The organism is Streptomyces caeruleatus, assembly GCF_001514235.1.
In the GTDB taxonomy this organism is placed as follows: Bacteria; Actinomycetota; Actinomycetes; order Streptomycetales; family Streptomycetaceae; genus Streptomyces; species Streptomyces caeruleatus.
In genome coordinates, this window is record NZ_KQ948929.1 from 509,556 (window position 1) to 525,244 (window position 15,689).

At 71.2% G+C, this 15,689-nt stretch carries 18 protein-coding genes; 11 read left to right on the forward strand and 7 right to left on the reverse strand.

Annotated elements, in window-relative coordinates; all coding sequences use genetic code 11:
- Positions 1–112 precede the first annotated feature (112 nt).
- Entirely contained in the window at positions 113–304 is a 192-nt protein-coding gene (tgmA, locus tag AQJ67_RS20465) for a putative ATP-grasp-modified RiPP (protein ID WP_062720423.1), read from the forward strand.
- A gap of 16 nt (positions 305–320) precedes the next feature.
- Positions 321–1,295 (forward strand): ATP-grasp ribosomal peptide maturase, encoded by a 975-nt coding sequence (gene tgmB / locus AQJ67_RS20470; RefSeq protein ID WP_062720424.1) that lies wholly within the window; start codon positions 321–323, stop codon positions 1,293–1,295.
- Positions 1,296–1,301: 6 nt separating this feature from the next.
- Here the strand turns inward: tgmB and AQJ67_RS20475 are convergent, their stop codons facing one another.
- Both AQJ67_RS20475 and AQJ67_RS20480 read right to left on the reverse strand, forming a co-directional pair.
- Complete coding sequence (locus AQJ67_RS20475; protein ID WP_062720425.1) at positions 1,302–1,541, reverse strand: hypothetical protein; 240 nt, start codon at positions 1,539–1,541, stop codon at positions 1,302–1,304.
- A gap of 157 nt (positions 1,542–1,698) precedes the next feature.
- Positions 1,699–2,160, reverse strand: a complete 462-nt coding sequence (locus AQJ67_RS20480) for a DUF2269 family protein (RefSeq protein WP_062720584.1) — start codon at positions 2,158–2,160, stop codon at positions 1,699–1,701.
- A 166-nt stretch (positions 2,161–2,326) separates the two neighbouring features.
- On the opposite strand from AQJ67_RS20480, the gene AQJ67_RS20485 reads away from it, so the two are divergent.
- Both AQJ67_RS20485 and AQJ67_RS20490 read left to right on the forward strand, forming a co-directional pair.
- The gene (locus tag AQJ67_RS20485) at positions 2,327–3,292 is read left to right on the forward strand and encodes a GlxA family transcriptional regulator (protein WP_062720426.1); all 966 of its coding nucleotides are present in this window, start codon (positions 2,327–2,329) and stop codon (positions 3,290–3,292) included.
- A gap of 73 nt (positions 3,293–3,365) precedes the next feature.
- On the forward strand, positions 3,366–3,713 hold the full coding sequence (locus AQJ67_RS20490; RefSeq protein WP_062720427.1) for a hypothetical protein: 348 nt from the start codon (positions 3,366–3,368) through the stop codon (positions 3,711–3,713).
- 3 nt (positions 3,714–3,716) lie between these two features.
- On the opposite strand, the gene AQJ67_RS50220 is transcribed toward AQJ67_RS20490, so the two are convergent.
- Entirely contained in the window at positions 3,717–3,848 is a 132-nt protein-coding gene (locus AQJ67_RS50220; protein WP_279616894.1) for a hypothetical protein, read from the reverse strand.
- On the opposite strand from AQJ67_RS50220, the gene AQJ67_RS50735 reads away from it, so the two are divergent.
- The 3 genes from AQJ67_RS50735 (at position 3,835) to AQJ67_RS20505 (ending at position 5,913) form a co-directional block, all read left to right on the forward strand.
- A complete protein-coding gene (locus AQJ67_RS50735; protein WP_159058802.1) occupies positions 3,835–4,113 on the forward strand; it encodes a hypothetical protein in 279 nt (92 codons plus the stop codon). The genes AQJ67_RS50220 and AQJ67_RS50735 overlap by 14 nt on opposite strands.
- Positions 4,114–4,508: 395 nt before the next feature.
- The gene (locus tag AQJ67_RS20500; protein WP_062720429.1) at positions 4,509–5,159 is read left to right on the forward strand and encodes a TetR/AcrR family transcriptional regulator; all 651 of its coding nucleotides are present in this window, start codon (positions 4,509–4,511) and stop codon (positions 5,157–5,159) included.
- Between the two features lie 127 nt (positions 5,160–5,286).
- Positions 5,287–5,913 (forward strand): TetR/AcrR family transcriptional regulator, encoded by a 627-nt coding sequence (locus tag AQJ67_RS20505; RefSeq protein WP_062720430.1) that lies wholly within the window; start codon positions 5,287–5,289, stop codon positions 5,911–5,913.
- Between the two features lie 32 nt (positions 5,914–5,945).
- Here AQJ67_RS20505 and AQJ67_RS20510 read toward each other — a convergent pair whose 3' ends face one another.
- From AQJ67_RS20510 to AQJ67_RS20525, 4 genes are all read right to left on the reverse strand, one after another.
- The gene (locus tag AQJ67_RS20510; protein WP_425264169.1) at positions 5,946–6,815 is read right to left on the reverse strand and encodes an SDR family oxidoreductase; all 870 of its coding nucleotides are present in this window, start codon (positions 6,813–6,815) and stop codon (positions 5,946–5,948) included.
- Positions 6,816–6,881: 66 nt separating this feature from the next.
- Positions 6,882–7,730: a transferase gene (locus tag AQJ67_RS20515; protein ID WP_244190532.1), complete on the reverse strand. Its 849-nt coding sequence runs from the start codon at positions 7,728–7,730 to the stop codon at positions 6,882–6,884.
- The gene (locus AQJ67_RS20520) at positions 7,727–8,995 is read right to left on the reverse strand and encodes a glycosyltransferase family 4 protein (protein ID WP_062720431.1); all 1,269 of its coding nucleotides are present in this window, start codon (positions 8,993–8,995) and stop codon (positions 7,727–7,729) included. The genes AQJ67_RS20515 and AQJ67_RS20520 overlap by 4 nt, the downstream gene beginning before the upstream one ends.
- A 64-nt stretch (positions 8,996–9,059) precedes the next feature.
- Positions 9,060–11,198, reverse strand: coding sequence for a glycoside hydrolase family 36 protein (locus AQJ67_RS20525; RefSeq protein ID WP_062720432.1), 2,139 nt, complete (start codon positions 11,196–11,198; stop codon positions 9,060–9,062).
- A 70-nt stretch (positions 11,199–11,268) separates the two neighbouring features.
- On the opposite strand from AQJ67_RS20525, the gene AQJ67_RS20530 reads away from it, so the two are divergent.
- The 4 genes from AQJ67_RS20530 to AQJ67_RS20545 all read left to right on the forward strand — a co-directional run bounded on the left by AQJ67_RS20530 (position 11,269) and on the right by AQJ67_RS20545 (position 15,635).
- Positions 11,269–12,306 (forward strand): LacI family DNA-binding transcriptional regulator, encoded by a 1,038-nt coding sequence (locus tag AQJ67_RS20530; RefSeq protein ID WP_062720433.1) that lies wholly within the window; start codon positions 11,269–11,271, stop codon positions 12,304–12,306.
- Positions 12,307–12,553: 247 nt separating this feature from the next.
- Positions 12,554–13,885, forward strand: coding sequence for an ABC transporter substrate-binding protein (locus AQJ67_RS20535; protein WP_062720434.1), 1,332 nt, complete (start codon positions 12,554–12,556; stop codon positions 13,883–13,885).
- Between the two features lie 2 nt (positions 13,886–13,887).
- Entirely contained in the window at positions 13,888–14,808 is a 921-nt protein-coding gene (locus AQJ67_RS20540; protein ID WP_062720435.1) for a carbohydrate ABC transporter permease, read from the forward strand.
- A complete protein-coding gene (locus AQJ67_RS20545) occupies positions 14,805–15,635 on the forward strand; it encodes a carbohydrate ABC transporter permease (RefSeq protein ID WP_062720436.1) in 831 nt (276 codons plus the stop codon). The genes AQJ67_RS20540 and AQJ67_RS20545 overlap by 4 nt, the downstream gene beginning before the upstream one ends.
- Positions 15,636–15,689: the final 54 nt, after the last annotated feature.

The window sequence follows — 15,689 nt, forward strand, 5'->3', positions numbered from 1 at the left end:
CAATCACTCGTTCGATTCGTTTAAGTAAGAGGAAGCCCAGAAGCGTCGGTGGGGTGAGTGGCGCCGGTGGGTGACCAGGCTCGATCGGAGCAGCACCTGTGAGGGAGAGACGATGCAACCGTTCGCGCTCAACTATGCACGGCCGGCAGCGGAGTTGGAGGTCACCGCTGCGTACGTCTACGACTCCGGTCTGCAGTTGAACGTGCTGGGTGACGGGCGGATAGCCGCCCGTGATCACGCGCTCTTGCGGGAGTTGGGAACCACGACGTCCACGGCGGGCTCGAAGACCCACTTCGACGACTGAACGCAGGTCGCCGACGATGACCGTCTTGATTGTGACCAACGAAGAGGACGTGACGGCGGACATGGTGGTCGTGCACCTGAACGCGTCCGGCGTCCCGGTGGTCCGGCTCGATCCCGCCGACCTGACCGGCGGGGTCGCCCTGTCGGGCGAGTTCGTGCACGGATCCTTCCGCGGCCATCTGTCGTCCGCGGGGCGCCTGGTGAGCATCAACGGGCTGCGGTCGATATGGATGCGCCGGCCGGGAGCGGCGGCGGCGCGCGCGGCCGCGCCGTCGGCCTGGCTGACGGAGGAGGCGGGGCAGGCGCTGTACGGCATGCTGCGCGGCTGTGACGTTCGCTGGATGAACCACCCCGACGCCGCCCGACGGGCGCGCTACAAACCGTGGCAGCTGCGGCTGGCCCAGCGCTGCGGCCTGCCCGTGCCGGCCACGTTGATCACGACGTTCCCGCAGGCCGCCCGCGAGTTCGCCGCGCGCTACCCGGATCTGGTGGTCAAGCCCGTCTCCGGCTCCCACCCGCAGGATCCGCCGCTCGCCGTGCCGACCAGCAGGGTGGCCCCGGACGCGGACTTCTCCGCCGTCGCCTTCGGGCCCACCCTGCTGCAACGCCGGGTCGCCAAGCGGGCCGATGTCCGGCTGACCGTGGTGGGCGAGGCGTTGCTGGCCGCCGCGAAGGTGGCCGACGCCGAGGCCGAGGTGGACGTCCGCTTCGCCGCCTCGGACGCGCCGTGGCAGCCCGTCGAGGTCGCGCCGCGTGTCGCCGAGACGGTCCAGGCCTATATGCGCGAGGCCGAACTCGCCTACGGAGCCTTCGACTTCGTCGAGGACGCCGACGGCACGTGGTGGTTCCTGGAGTGCAACCAGTCGGGGCAGTTCGGGTTCATCGAGGTGGACACGGGCCAGCCGATATCGCTGAGCATCGCCGAGTGGCTCGCCCGGCCCGCCTCGGGTGAGCAGCCGCACGCCAACGGCGCGAGCGCGAAGGTTCCCTGACGGGGCTCAGTGCTGCTGCGGCCCGGGCGGCAGGGCGCTGCGCTGCCAGGTCGGGGCCGGTTGCGTCGGTCGTCCGGGGGCCGGCGCGGGGCCGCCGGGCGGCAGCAGCGACTGCCCGGACTGGAGCAACGGCTGCATGGCGAACTCGACTTCCCTGCTGACACGTTCGGCCTCCCTGCGCACCTGGAGGGGGATGTCGCCGCGCTCCGCGATGAGCCGGTCGTAAATGGGGGAATCCTGGAACACCCGTCAACGCGCCTTTCATGTCGTGGCCCCGTGTGCATTTGGGCACGGCTGTCGAGTCTAGGCGCCGACGCACACTGAAGTACGAATTCTGCCAGAGCGCTTGACGGCCGCCGCACGGGCACTACGGCATCGTCGAGGCACCCGCACGGCAGTCGCCTCAGGCACCCGTCGTCGAGCCGGGCCGGACGATCATCAGGACGGTGACGGTCGCCCACAGCAGGTTGAAGATGCCGGTGAACATGGCGAGTCGCACCGTGGTCGCGTGCTCGACGGGCTTCTCGACGTCCAGTCGCTCCAGGAGTTCCTCCTGGCGGGGCAGGACGAAGGCGATCAGGACGCCGGCGGCCGCGGCGGTGAGGGCGACGGACGTGATGAGCCAGCCGCTGCCGAGCACGCCCATCGCCAGCGCGGTGGCCAGGCCGAGGACGGGGACCGAGACCCCGATGGTGGCGTAGACGCGGCAGATGCGGTGCAGCAGCCGGACGGTGCCCACCGCCACTGCCCCGTCCCTCGCCGGGACCCGGCGCGCGGCCGGCGGGAACATGCTGGCCGCGACGGTGACGGGGCCGACGGCGACGATGGCGGCCAGGACGTGAAGGGTGAGGAGGATCTTGGTCACCCGCCCCACGCTAGGCACGTCACGAGTGATCGAACAGAGGCTGAAATGACAGCATCCAACGGGTTCCCGCCAACCCTCCTGACAGCTGTTTGCGGCACGCCCGCGTCCCCACCCCCATATGGCCTGTCCTTATATCACTGGCGGGATCCCGCCTAGGGTGTCCCCCATGCACACGGTGGCGATCCTGGTTCTCGACAACGTGGTGCCGTTCGACATGGCGGCTCCCTTCCAGATGTTCGGCTGGACCCGGCTGCCGGACGGCCGTCGTCCCTACCGGGTGCGCCTGTGCGCCGAGTCGCCGGAGGTGCCCACGGATGGCTTCGCCCTGCGGATCGACCGGGGCCTGGACGGGCTGGCGGACGCGGACACGATCATCGTGCCGGGCTGCGACGACACCGGGCCGCCCTCACCCCGGGTGGTGGCGGCCCTGCAGCAGGCGGCGCGGGCCGGTACACGGATCGCCTCCGTCTGCGTGGGCGCCTTCGTCCTGGCCGAGGCCGGACTGCTCGACGGGCTGCGCGCCACCACCCACTGGATGGCCACCGCCGACCTGGCGCGGCGCTTCCCGGACGTCCACGTCGAGCCGGACGTGCTGTACGTCGACAACGGACGGATCCTCACCTCGGCCGGAGCAGCCGCGGGACTGGACATGTGCCTGCACATGATCCGGCGGGACCTGGGCTCGGCGGTGGCCGCGCACACCGCGCGCATGTCCGTCGTACCGCTGGAACGGGAGGGCGGGCAGGCGCAGTTCATCGTGCACGAGCGGCCGCCCGTGCCGCGCGGTTCGACGCTCGAACCCCTGCTGGAGTGGATCGAGGACAATCTGGCCGGGGAGATCACCCTGGGGGCGATGGCGGGGCGGTCGGGGATGAGCGAGCGCACCTTCAGCCGCCGGTTCCGTGAGCAGACCGGCACCACTCCCCTCCAGTGGCTGCTGCGGGCGCGGGTGCGGCGGGCGCAGTATCTGCTGGAGAACAGCGACCACCCGATCGAACGGATCGCACGGCAGGCCGGGTTCGGGTCACCGACGGCGTTCCGTGAGCGCTTCCGCCGGGTGGTGGGCACCACGCCGCACGCTTATCGCGCCGCGTTCCAGGGGAAGACGGGCGCGTCAGTCACGGTGGGATAAATCACCCGAGTCCACACGGGCTGTTAGCAGTTGGACAAGGGGTATCGATCCTCCCCAAGGACGGTGTACACCCATGAACTGCTCCAGCCGTTTCCTCTGCGCCCTCTACATCGCCACGAGTGCGGGGCTCGCCTGGACCACGGTCCTCGAAGTCCGCTACGGCCCCGCCTGGGCCGCGTGCCTGTTCGCCGCCGCCAGTCTCGTGCCGGTGATCGCCGTCGTACGGGAGACGGTGATCGGTGAACAGCGGCGCTGGCTGCTGGAGTTGGCGGCGCGGGCCGGGCGCGGGGGTGATGCCGCCGAGGCGATCGTCCGTGCGGAGCTCGACTCCGCGTGCTGCGAACGCTGGTGGACGAGCCTCGGCAGCGAGCACGACGTGACCTGCCGGCACGGCATGCCCCGCAGCAGCAGCGCCGCGTGAGCGTCACCGCACGGACCGGCCGGCGGTGAGCTGGTCGCCTCCGATGCCGGTGACGACGAGGGCGTTGACATGGAACAGCGGCAGCGCGGCGAACACGACCGAGTCCTCGTCGAGTACGGAGTTGGCCGCGATCATCCAGGCGTCGGCGACCTCGTTGGCGTGCGTGTGGGCGGCGAGTCCGGGGGCTCCCGTGGTGCGACTGCGGCGACTGGCCCACCACCGGGGGCAGTTCGTCCGTGCCGGCGACGACGCGGATCCGCAGGCCGCTCGGGTCGAGCAGGTCCACGGCCGACCCGCCGAGCGGCTGGGGCAGCGGGTGCGCCCGGGTGCCGGTGGCGTCGGCCAGCCGCAGCAGGTCGCCGGTCCCGGCGGCGCGGAAGGCGGGGCCGAGAAACCGTGACGTGCGGCCCCGGCGGATGATCACGCATGGTGCGCCGGCCTGGGTGCCCCGCAGGTGCAGCTCACGGCCGTCCCGGTACGACGTCACGAAGCCGAACGCCTGGGCGAAGGCCTCGGCGCGGTCCAGGTCGGGCTTGAAGAACTCCAGCCACGCGATGTCGTGGACCTTGATCACCGGGTTCGTCGCCCGGCCCGGATGCTCACCCCGTAGTGCGCCCTGCTCGGAGTGCAGGTCGTTGTGCGTGCCACCCACGGTCACCACCTCCTGAAGAAATGTTCACTTCCGAATCTGACGTCAGTCAATAGAACTGAAGCAATCTTCAGGAAACAAGTCGAGCCGACTAGAGTGCGGGGTGCAGGCGAGGCGAGGTACGGGTCGTGAGGGAGGATGGCGGGATGACCGAGCGGACCGCACCGAGGCGAGTCGACCGACGCAGGGCGCGCACGCGCACCGCACTGGTGGGCGCGGCCCAGCGTCTGCTGGCCGAAGGGCGGACCGACGTCCCCATCCTGGAGATCACCGAGCTCGCCGACATCGGGGTGGGCTCGTTCTACAACCACTTCGACAGCAAGGAGGCGCTCTTCCGCGCGGCGGTCGAGGACGCGCTGGAGTGGTGGGGCAACCTCATGGACCGTCTCACCGGGGACATCGACGACCCGGCGGTGGCGTACGCCCAGAGCTTCCGGATGACTGGCCGGCTGCACCGCCGCCACCCCGAGCTGAGCCGCGTCCTGCTGAGCCAGGGGCCCGAACTGGCCCACTCCGACCAGGGTCTGGCGCCCCGCGCGTCCCACGACATCCGCACCGCCGTGGACGCCGGGCGGTTCGAGGTCGAGGACCTGGACCTGGCCCTCACGATGACGGCGGCCGCCGCGCTGGCGCTCGGCTGGCTGCTGCACGCCCAGCCGGACCGCGACGACGCGACCTCCTCGGACCTGGTCGCCGTCAGTCTGCTGCGGCAGTTCGGCATCCCCGCCGACGAAGCCGCGCGGATCTGCGCGATGGAGCTGCCGGACCTCGATGTCGTGGACACCATGGTCGGCTGAGCGCCGCCGCGGTGAGGGGTACCGCTGCTGCTGTAGGGGGTGCTCCAATTAGAGTGGATGCTTCAGAAAGCCGATCGTTCCCAGCTGGGCCGACGGCGCTTTCCGACCGGAGAGACACGAGGCACCCATGACCAGGGCACAGGCGCCGCGCCGGAAGCGGGCGAACGGGGTGGAGTCACGCCAGCGCATCCTCGACGCCGCCGTGGAGATCGCCGGTGAGCGCGGTTACGACGGCACGTCGATCGCGGCCGTCAGCGCCAAGTGCGGGCTGCCCGCCAGCTCCATCTACTGGCACTTCAAGGACAAGGACGACCTGATCGCCGCGGTCATCGAGCGCAGCTTCGAGACCTGGCTCACGGCCGTCGAACTGCCGGGTGACGAGGTCGGTACGCCCCTGGAGCGGGTCACCGCCATGGCCGCCAACGTGGCGAAGTCGCTCGTCGACGCCCCCGACTTCCTCCGCCTCGGCCTCATGCTCGCCCTGGAGCGGCGCCCCACCGAGCCACGGGGCCGCACGGTGTTCCTCCAGGTCCGCGAGATCACCCACCAGAAGATCGCCGAAGTGCTGACGACCCTCTTCCCCGGCCTGGACGAGGCCGCCGTGCACACCCTCACCACCTACGCCGTCGCCGGCGCCGACGGCCTGTTCGTGCACCGCGAGGTGGGCGGCGAATCCGTCGACCTCGTGGCGTTGTTCGAGCTGCACGCGCAGCTGGTCCATGACGCGGCGGCCCGCATGGCGGCAAGCCGGTAAGGCCTGCCGCCGTACGGCACGCGGGCGTGGGGCTACGCCGTGGCCCCGCCCGGCGGCGGCGTGAAGGCGTCCGCGTGCTCGGCGGCCCACTGGGCGAAGGTGCGGGCCGGGCGGCCGGTGACCTTCTCCACGGTGTCGACGACCGTACGGCCCACCTCCGGGGTGTCGCCGTACGCCTGCAGCAGGAAGCCGATCACGTCCTCAGGGTGACCGGCCGCCCGCCACTGGGCGACGGCCTGTTCCTCGGTCAGCTCGACCAGGGCGATCTCCCGGCCGCCGGCCGCGGCGAGGGCGGCCACCTTGTCGTTGACGGTGAGCAGTTCGGGTCCGGTGATCACGTACTCCTGGCCGCCGTGCCCCTCCTCGGTGAGCGCGACCGCGGCGACCGCCCCGATGTCGCCCTCGTGGACCATCGCGCTCAGCCGCGAGACGAACGGCTCGCGGACCTCGCCCGCGGCCACGATGCCCTCGGCCCACTCCAGGGCGTTGCCCATGAACTCGACCGGCATGAGGACGGTCCAGTCCACGCCGTCGTCCGCCCGCACGGCGTCCTCCAGCGGGGACGGGCCGCCGCCGTGCAGCACGGTGACCCGCCGCACACCGGCCGCGCGGGCCGCTTCCAGGATGCGCGGGCCGGTCTCCAGCGGGGCGAAGTAGGCCCCGCCGAAGGTGATCAGATGGAGCCCGGTCACGCCGTGGAGGGCCGGGATCAGGGTCGCGGGGTCGGTCAGGTCGCCCTGGACGACCTCGACACCGGCCGGAAAGTCGGCCCTCGCGGCGTCGCGGGTGAGCGCGCGGACCGCGTGGCCGCGGGCGAGGAGTTCGGCGACGACCTGGCGGCCGACGGTTCCGGTGGCACCGGTGACGAGGATCTTCTGCGTCTGAGTCAACGTCTGGGTCATGGAACGACCGTAAGGAGACTTGCGGTCAGCTTCTGTCCGCAAGCGTCCGCCTCACCTCACCTCGCCTCACTTCACCTCGACCGAGAGGTCGTTGTCGACGGTGAAGTAGGGACGCACGACGCCACCGCCGACCACCGCCGCCGGATAGACGAAGACCTCCTTGCGGTCCGCCACGTCGTCCAGGAGACGGCCGATCCGGATCGGAGTCGCTCCCGCACCGGGCGAGGCCTGGACGCTCAGGTCCCAGACCCGGTCGCGGGTGCCGCCGTCGCCGACCAGGTCCGCGTAGTCCACGACGAAGGAGAAGGCCCGCCCGTCGCCCTCGCCGCGCGGCTCCACCATCCGTACGGTGCCGTCACCGCCCCGCAAGCGCAGTCGTACGGCGGCTCCCTCCGCGAGCGGGGTGCCGTGCAGCCGGGCCCGGACGGTCATCGAGCGGTCGGTGACGTCGATGCCCTCGACCTCGGCGTGAGCGGTGCGCAGCCAGGCCCGCACCGCGAGGTAGCCGTCCTTGGTGACGTACGGGACGCGCACCGCCACCGGTGCGGGCCGGTCACGGGTGTGGCCGTCGACGAGGGCCCGCAGGTCCCGCAGGCCGGGGCGCAGACGTTGTCGGGGCGCGTCGGGTTCGGGCAGGAGGTAGACGTCCCAGCGGCCCTCGGCGAGAGCGGGCCGCCGTTCCAGGACGGCGAGGAGGCGGCCGTCGTGGGCGGGTTCCAGGTCGAGCGGGTGGACGGTCTTCTCCGGTTGGCCCTTCTTGGGGCGCAGCCGCAGCAGCAACCGGGGCGAGCCGCCGTTGTCGGCCGCTGTCGGCGGAAGGGCGAAGACGATCCGGCCGTCCGCGTCCGCCGTGCAGTCGACGCGCAGGTGCGTGCCCCGCGTCGTGTCGGGTTTCGTGTCGGGTCTCGTGTTCAACGCCGTCCCCTCCGTACGGTGCGCAGCGCGCCGGAGGCCGCGGCGTAGGCGGCGTCGCGTGCGGCGAAGCCCTGGCTGACCAGGGCGCGTTGTATTCGGCCGCCTTCCGGGGGTGCGACCGGTCGTCCCGTACCGCGCGCCGACCTCGCCTCGTCGATCAGCCGCTCGGCCTGCTCCACGACGGGGACGGGGGCGAACCGTCGGGCGTTCGCCATGGCCGTACGGCCCATCCGCCGGCGCCGTTCGTCGTCGCGGACGAGGTCGAGGAGGGCGGCGCCCAGGGCGCCGGGGTCCCCGACCGGTACCAGTCGGCCGTCGACGCCGTCCTCGATGATCTCGCCGGGGCCGTAGGGGCAGTCGGTGCTCACCACGGGCAGGCCGCAGCGCATGGCCTCGACGATGGTCATGCCGAACGGCTCGAAGTTGGAGGCGCACGCGGCGATCGAGCCCTTGACCCACTCGGCCTCCATGGGGGCCGCCGCGCCCATCAGCAGGGCGTGGTCGGACAGGCCCAGGCGCTGGATGAGCTGGCGCAGCCGGGTCTGTTCCTCCCCCTTGCCGTAGATGCGCAATTGCCAGTCCGGGTGGGCGGCGGCGACCGGGGCGAACGCCTCGATCAGCAGGTCGTAGCGCTTCACCGGGACCAGACGGCCGGCCGCGACGACCACCTTCGCGGTGCCGTCCGCCGCGGGCAGCACCGGATCGGGCACGCTGTTCGGCAGGGCCTCCACCCGGACCCCGGGCAGCCGCATCTTGCGCCGGTAGGCGGCGGCGTCCGCCTCGGTGACGGTGGTGAGCACGTCGAGCCGGCGGTAGGCACGGCGCAGCGTGGTGCGCAGACGGGGCGGATGGTTGTCGAGGGTGAGGTGCTCCTGCCCGACCCGGACGACGTGCTCCGGGCCCTGGAGCGCGAGGTGCACGTTGAGCCCGGGGCGGGTGCCGATGACAACGTCGGCGTCGGTCGCCGCCAGGCACTCGCCGATCCGCCGGTCGGTCAACTCGCTGTACTGCCGGTAGCGGTACTCGGCGACAGGGAACACTTTCGCCGCTCTGAGATGCAAGGGGTGTTCCTTCTCGTGCCGCAGGTCGACCAGCGGCCGTAAGGACACTCTCGGGTCCAGGGCGAAGTTCGGGTGTTCGCGGTGCCGCAGCACCGAGACGATCTCCACTTCGTGCCGCTCGGCCAGGGCCTGTGCCAGGTTGAAGGTGGTGGTGATCGTGCCTCCGATCCCGTAGGCGTTGTGCAGCAGGAAAGAGATCTTCATGGCGGGCTAGACCACGGCAACCCCCTTTTAGTTGCCTGTTGTTATATCTCTGTTGTCTCGCAGGTCACGCCCCGTTCGGCGGGCCCGCGACGAGACGGACCAGCACGACGGCGGGCGTGCGCGGCAGCGACACCCGCAGCGCGTCCCCGTCCCAGACCGCCGAACCGGCCGCCGCACCCGACGCCGGCGACGGGTACAGGATCTCCGCACGGACCTCACGGCCCGCCAAGTGCCCTATGGGCAGCCGCAGTTCCCGCTCGCCGCCGCGTCGCCAGACCGTGAGGTACGACGTACGGTCGTCGGACGACCGCATCCCGAGCGCCAGCCACTCGTCCGTCCAGCCGGGCAGCCCGAGCGGCCAGAACGGCACGGCGCGCGCCAGGTCCGGGCGGATCGTCCTGTACGTGGTCACCGCGTCCCGCACGAAGCCGAGTTGACGCTGCGACATCCGGTCGAGATGACCTGACAGATGGATCCGCCCGAGGAGGGCCCCGCCGAGGGTGAAGGCGATCAGGTCGTCGTCGAAGTCTGGCTGCGGGTAGGCCCAGACGGCGCCCTGCTCGGGCGGTACGGCGGTCGGCGCCGCGGCGGCGATGGGCGGGTAGCGCAGGGGGTCCTGCTGGTCGCTGGTGGACTGGAGCTGGGTGACGGCGAGGGTGGCCCCGTCCATCCGCATGCCGCCCGAGGCGCAGTTCTCGATCACCAGGTGGGGATGGCGGTCGAGTACCTCGGAGAGCCAGTCCAGGTAGGCGTGGGCGTGGCCGAGCAGCCCGGCGCCCGGCGCGAGGTCCCCGGGGGCGAGGGTGCCGGGGTCGATCACGATGTTGTAGTCCAGCTTGAGGTAGCCCACGCCCCAGTCGCCGACGATGCGGTCCACCGCCTTGTCGAGGTGTGCGCGGGCGGCCGGATGGCGCAGGTCGAGCTGGTGGCGGCCCTGTTCGGTGAGGCGTACGCCGTCGCGCTGGAAGAAGGCGTCCGGCGGAAGGGCCGCGGCGACCGGACTGCGCACGCCGACGACCTCCGGCTCCAGCCACAGTCCGGGCACCATGCCGCGCTCCCGGATCCGGTCCAGGACCGCCCGGATTCCGCCGTCGGGGAAGCGCCGCGCCGAGGGCAGCCACGCGCCGACGGTGTCCCACCAGTCGCCGTCCGCGGAGTCGTCGTACCAGCCGGCGTCCACACAGAAGTACTCCGCGCCCGCCTGAGCCGCCGCGTCGATCAGCGGGAACAGCTTCTCGGTGGTCGGGTCGCCCATGAGCGTGTTCATGTAGTCGTTGAAGACGACCGGGAGTGCGGTGTGGTCCGGGTGCGGGCGGCGCACGGCGCGACGGTACGCGGTCAGCGCGCCCACGGCCTGGTCGAACCCGGCGCCGAGCGACAGGACCCCCGGCACGGTGGTGAACTCCTCGCCCGGCGCGAGCCGGACCCGCCACTGGTGCTCCGCGTCCGTCGGGCCGTTCAACGCCAGACAGGTGCCGCCCTCGCTCTCCCCCAGGTCCCAGCGCCAGCCGGCCGGGGACTCGATCTGCCACAGCCACGTCCGGCCGCTCCCTCGCTCCGTCAGCGCCCCCATCGCCAGATGACCGTCGGTGGGCCAGCTGCCGCGTCCGGCGAGCACGAGGGCGGCCCGGCTGTCGTGCTGATGGGCGCCGACGTTGATGTCGGCGACGGTGTCGCGCAGCGGCTCGCTGTACCAACGGCACTCCGCGAGCCAGTCGTTGCGGGCCCGGCGCACGTCGAGCGCTTCCGGTGCGGGCAGGCCGCCGAGGAGCAGGCTGGTGACGGACTGCACGACGAGCGGCTCCCGGCCGTCGTTGCGGAGCCGGACGCGGGAGCGCAGCACCGGCAGGCCGGCGGGGGACGCCAGCTCGACGAACGCGGTCAACCCGGTGTCCGGGTCGTGGAGTTCGAGGGTCAGCCACTCTTGATCGCCACGCCGTCCACTGAGCCGGTCCCGGTACTTCAGGCGCGCGCCGAAGGCCGTGCCGGTGAAGCGCGGGCCCGACCAGGCACTGCCGTGTCCGAAGGCCGTGAGCTCGACGAGGGGGAGAGCGGACTCCGCAGGGACGGGCTCGGCGTCACCGAGCCGGACCAGCCGCAGGGTCTCGTCGGACGCTGTGGCGAACTCGGTGTCCAGGGCCGTATGGCCCCAAGTGAAGGTGCTCTGCGTGCCGTTGAGTTCCGCGTCGGCCGTACCGGTCAAGGTGCTCCCCTTCGTGAATCCCTCGTTACGGTCTCTTGACGGTCCCCATGTGACCGGTCACAATCCTGGCATGAATGTGACCGGTCACACAAGGCGCCCGGCGAGCATCAGGGACGTCGCGACCGCCGCCGGCGTCTCGTACCAGACCGTCTCCCGGGTGATCAACGACCATCCCAGCGTCAAGCCGACCACCCGGGAGCGCGTCCTCGCCGCCATCGACGAGCTGGGCTTCCGGCGCAGCGCCACCGCGCTCGCCCTGGCCAGCGGACGCAGCCGGGCCGTGACCGTGCTGACCGCGAACACCACGCACTACGGCTACGCCTCGATCCTCCAGGGCATCGAGGAGGCCGCCCGCGCCGAGTCCTACGCGGTCGGGATCGGTGTGCTGGAGTCGGCGGACGAGGCGGCCGTCGCCGCCGAGGTGCGGCGGGCGGCGGACGCGGGCGGCGGACTGATCGTGATCGCGTACGACCCGGCCGGGGTGAAGGCGCTCGGTGCCGTGCCCGCCGAACTGCCGGTCGTCGGCGTGGTCGAGACCCCGGCGAGCACGCCCGACCCCGGCCGGCCCTGGGTGTGGACCGACGACCGCGAGGCCGCCTACCAGGCGACCCGCCATCTGCTGTCCCTGGGCCACGAGACCGTGCACTACGTCGCCATCCCCTCCAGCACCCGGCGCACCAGCGCCCGTACCAGCGGCTGGCGGCAGGCGCTTCGGGAGGCCGGAGCTCCCGAACCCCGGCCGGTGCAGGGCAGTTGGGGTCCGGCGGAGGGGCATGCGGCGGGCCGCAGGCTCGCGCGGGACCCGGCCGTCTCGGCGATCCTGTGCGGCAACGACGACCTCGCGCTCGGGGTGCTGCGGGCCCTGCACGAGGCGGGGCGTTCCGTCCCCGGCGAGGTGAGCGTGGCCGGGTTCGACGACGCGCCGCACTCCGCGTATCTGACGCCGTCCCTGACGACCGTACGGCTGGATTTCACCGGGCTCGGGCGGGCCGCGTTCGCCCTGCTGCACGGGGTGCTGGAGGAGGCCGCGCGGATCGCCCCGCATCCCGTCTCCGTGCCGGAGCTGGTGGTGCGGGAGAGCTCGGGGCGGCCACCTGCCACCGGATGAACGCGCCGCCGCGGTCTCTCGACTCGCCGCCCGGCGCCACGACTTGCCGCCCCCCCTACAACTTGCCGCCCCCCCTACAACTTGCCGCAGACCCCCACGACTTGCCGCACCCCCGCTCGGACATACCGCACGATCCCTGACCGCGTCGCACGGTCCGCCCCGCGCCGGACGGCCCCCCGAACGCCTCGCACGAGAACCGCTGTTCTGAGTCCTGCTTCCTGAACCACCCGTTCGCGAAAGGCACGAGATGAAGACAAGAGCTCTCCCCGCCCTGGCACTGATATGTGCCCTCGGCCTCGCCGCCACCGCGTGCAGCGACCCCACGGCCGGCGGCTCCGGTGACTCCGGCGCGGACGGGAAGCGGACGGCCGTCGACCCGACCGCCCGGCTGGACGGCGTGAAGCTGACGATGTGGACCGCGCAGAACACGGTCAACGCCCCGAAGCAGGTCATCGACGCCTTCGAGAAGGCGACCGGCGCGAAGGTGGAGACCCAGGCGATCCCGGACCTGTACGAGCAGAACGTGCCCACCAAGCTGGCCTCGGGCGACCGTCCGGACCTGATGTTCTGGCAGCCGTCCATCTCCACGCTGCCGTTCGTCCAGCCGCAGCAGAACCTCCTGACCCTGGACGGCGAGCCGTGGGAGGACAGGCTCGGCGACACCGAGAAGTCGCTCGGCGTGATCGACGGCAAGCGGTACGCGGCGATCGTCACCAGCCCGGCCATGCTCGGCGTCTACTACAACAAGGACGTCTTCAGGCGGGCCGGGCTCTCCGAGAAGGACTTCCCGAAGTCGTACGACGAACTGCTCGCCCTCGCTCACAAGGTCGTCGACAAGACGGACGCGGCCGCCTTCTACGAGGCCGGCGGCGACAAGTGGCCGCTTCAGTGGCAGATGCAGGTCCAGCTCACCGACCTCGACCAGCGGTGGTGGGACGGGCTCAACAAGAACCAGGAGAAGTGGACCGACCCGGTCGTCGTCGGCGCGGTCAAGAAGTACAAGGAGAAGCTGCTCGACGCCGGGCTCGCCCAGAAGAACTACCGGACCGGCACCTTCACCGGACAGGCCGACGCGCTGTGGAAGGGCGAGGCCGGCATGGTCCTCAACGTCACCTCCTTCCAGAGCCAGTTGCAGGCCAAGTACTCCACCGCCGAGATCGACGAGAAGATCGGCTGGTTCCCGGTCGCCAACTCGGCCGCCACCGGCATGTACTCGCCGGACCAGACCAACGGTGTGGTCGCGTTCAGGACGGGGGACGACAAGCGGCAGAACGCGGCCCGGCAGTTCCTCGCCTTCTGGCTCGGCCCGGACTACGCCGACTACATCAAGGCGATGAAGATCCCGTCCGTGCAGCCGTCCGTGCCCACCCCCGACGGGCTGCCGCAGACGTCCAAGGCGCAGGTCGCGGCCCTGCCCACCGCCATCGGCGTCTTCCAGGCCAAGGCGATCGTCGCCCCGGACACCCACCTCTACCTCGCCGACATGATCTTCGGCAAGAAGGACCCGCGGCAGGTCGCCCAGGCGATCCAGGACCAGTTCGCGCAGGTGGCCAAGGCCCAGGGCGCATCCGGGTTCTGACGATGACTCATACAGCCGTACGAGCCGAGCCCAGGTCGGCGGCGGGCCCGCCGAGGAAGGTGGGGCGGCTGCCGCGCGCCGCCGTGCACCATCCCTGGTGGTTCGCGCTTCCCGCGATCGTCGTCTTCGCGGGCTTCTTCCTGGTGCCGAACCTGCTGAACTTCTACTACCCGTTCACCGACTGGTCCTCGTACCACGCGGACATCGCCTTCACCGGCCTGGACAACTTCAGGACGATCGCCGACGACGGCTCGCTGCTGCGCGCGATCCGGACGACCCTGCTGTACGCCCTGCTGGCGGCGCTGTTCCAGAACGGCTTCGGCCTGGGGCTCGCACTGCTGCTGGAGGCCGACAGCCGCTTCAACCGGTTCTTCCGCGCGGTGTTCTTCCTGCCGGTGCTGATCTCGGCGCTCGCCACCGGTTACGTCTTCCAGGCGCTGCTCAACCAGGACGGCGCGGTCAACTCCGTGCTCGGGACGGACGTTCCGTGGCTGGGCTCGACGACCTGGACGCTGATCGTGGTCACGCTCATCCACGGCTGGAAGTGGATGGGCCTGTCCATGCTGATCTATCTGGCCGGGCTCAAGGGCATTCCGGGCGACATGCTCGAAGCGGCGCGGATGGACGGTGCCGGGCCCTGGCGGACGTTCTGGTCGGTGCGCTGGCCGATGCTCGCGCCGGCCGTCACCTTCAACGTGACCACGGCGCTGATCGGTTCGATGAACACCTTCGACATCGTGCAGGCCACGACCGGCGGCGGACCGGCTGCCTCCACCGAGGTCTTCAACATCTACATGTTCCGGATCTTCGGACAGGGCCTGTACGCCCAGGCCTCCGCGATGAGCCTCGTCCTCTTCCTGGTCGTGGTCGCGGTGGCGATTCCGCTGGTCGTCGGGTTGCGGCGAAGGGAGCAGCTGCTGTGAACCCGTCCGTCGCGTGGCGCTACGGCCGCCCCGCCCTGGTGCTGCTGCTCGCCGGCCTGGCCGTCGGCGTACCGCTGTGGCTGGTCGCCGTCACCTCCGCCAAGCCGCAGGCGGAGGCCATCAGGCCCAACCTCGACCTGCCGCGCCACTGGCAGCCCGCCGACAACTACGCCGACGCCGTCAGCCAGGGCGAGATGCTGCGCGGTTTCTTCAACTCCCTGCTGGTCGTGCTGCCTTCGGTCGTTCTCGTCCTGCTCCTCGGGGCGGGCGCCGCCTGGGTCTTCGCGCGCCGCAAGTCGAAGCTGGTGTCGGCGGCGTACGCGCTCTGCATCAGCGGACTGCTGCTGCCGCCCGCCGTCATCACCATCGTGATGGAGCTGCGGCAGCTGGGCCTGTCGAACACGCGCCCAGGCATGATCGCCGTCTACACCGGCATGTACCTGTCGACGTCGATCTTCTTCATGACCGGCTTCATCCGTGCCATACCGCTGGAGCTTGAGGAGGCGGCCCGGATGGACGGGGCGAGGCCGTCGCGGATCTTCTGGCGGATCGTCCTGCCGCTGCTGCGCCCGGTGATCGCCACCGCGACGATCATGGTGATGCTCTACGCCTGGAGCGACGTCTTCTACGCCTTCTTCGTCCTGGGCGGCGGCGAGCGGGCCACGCTCCCGCTGAACCTCTACCAGGTCGCCAGCGCCCAGCTCTACCTCGACAACTGGCACCTCGTCTTCGCGTACGTCGTGGTGATGAGCCTGCCCATGGTCGCCGTGTTCCTCGTCGGCCAGCGAAAGATCGTGTCCGGAATCACCAGTGGAGCCGTCAAGTGACCGGAGGTCCAGCCAAGTGATCACCCCCGCCCGCACACGAACCCTCGACCGACT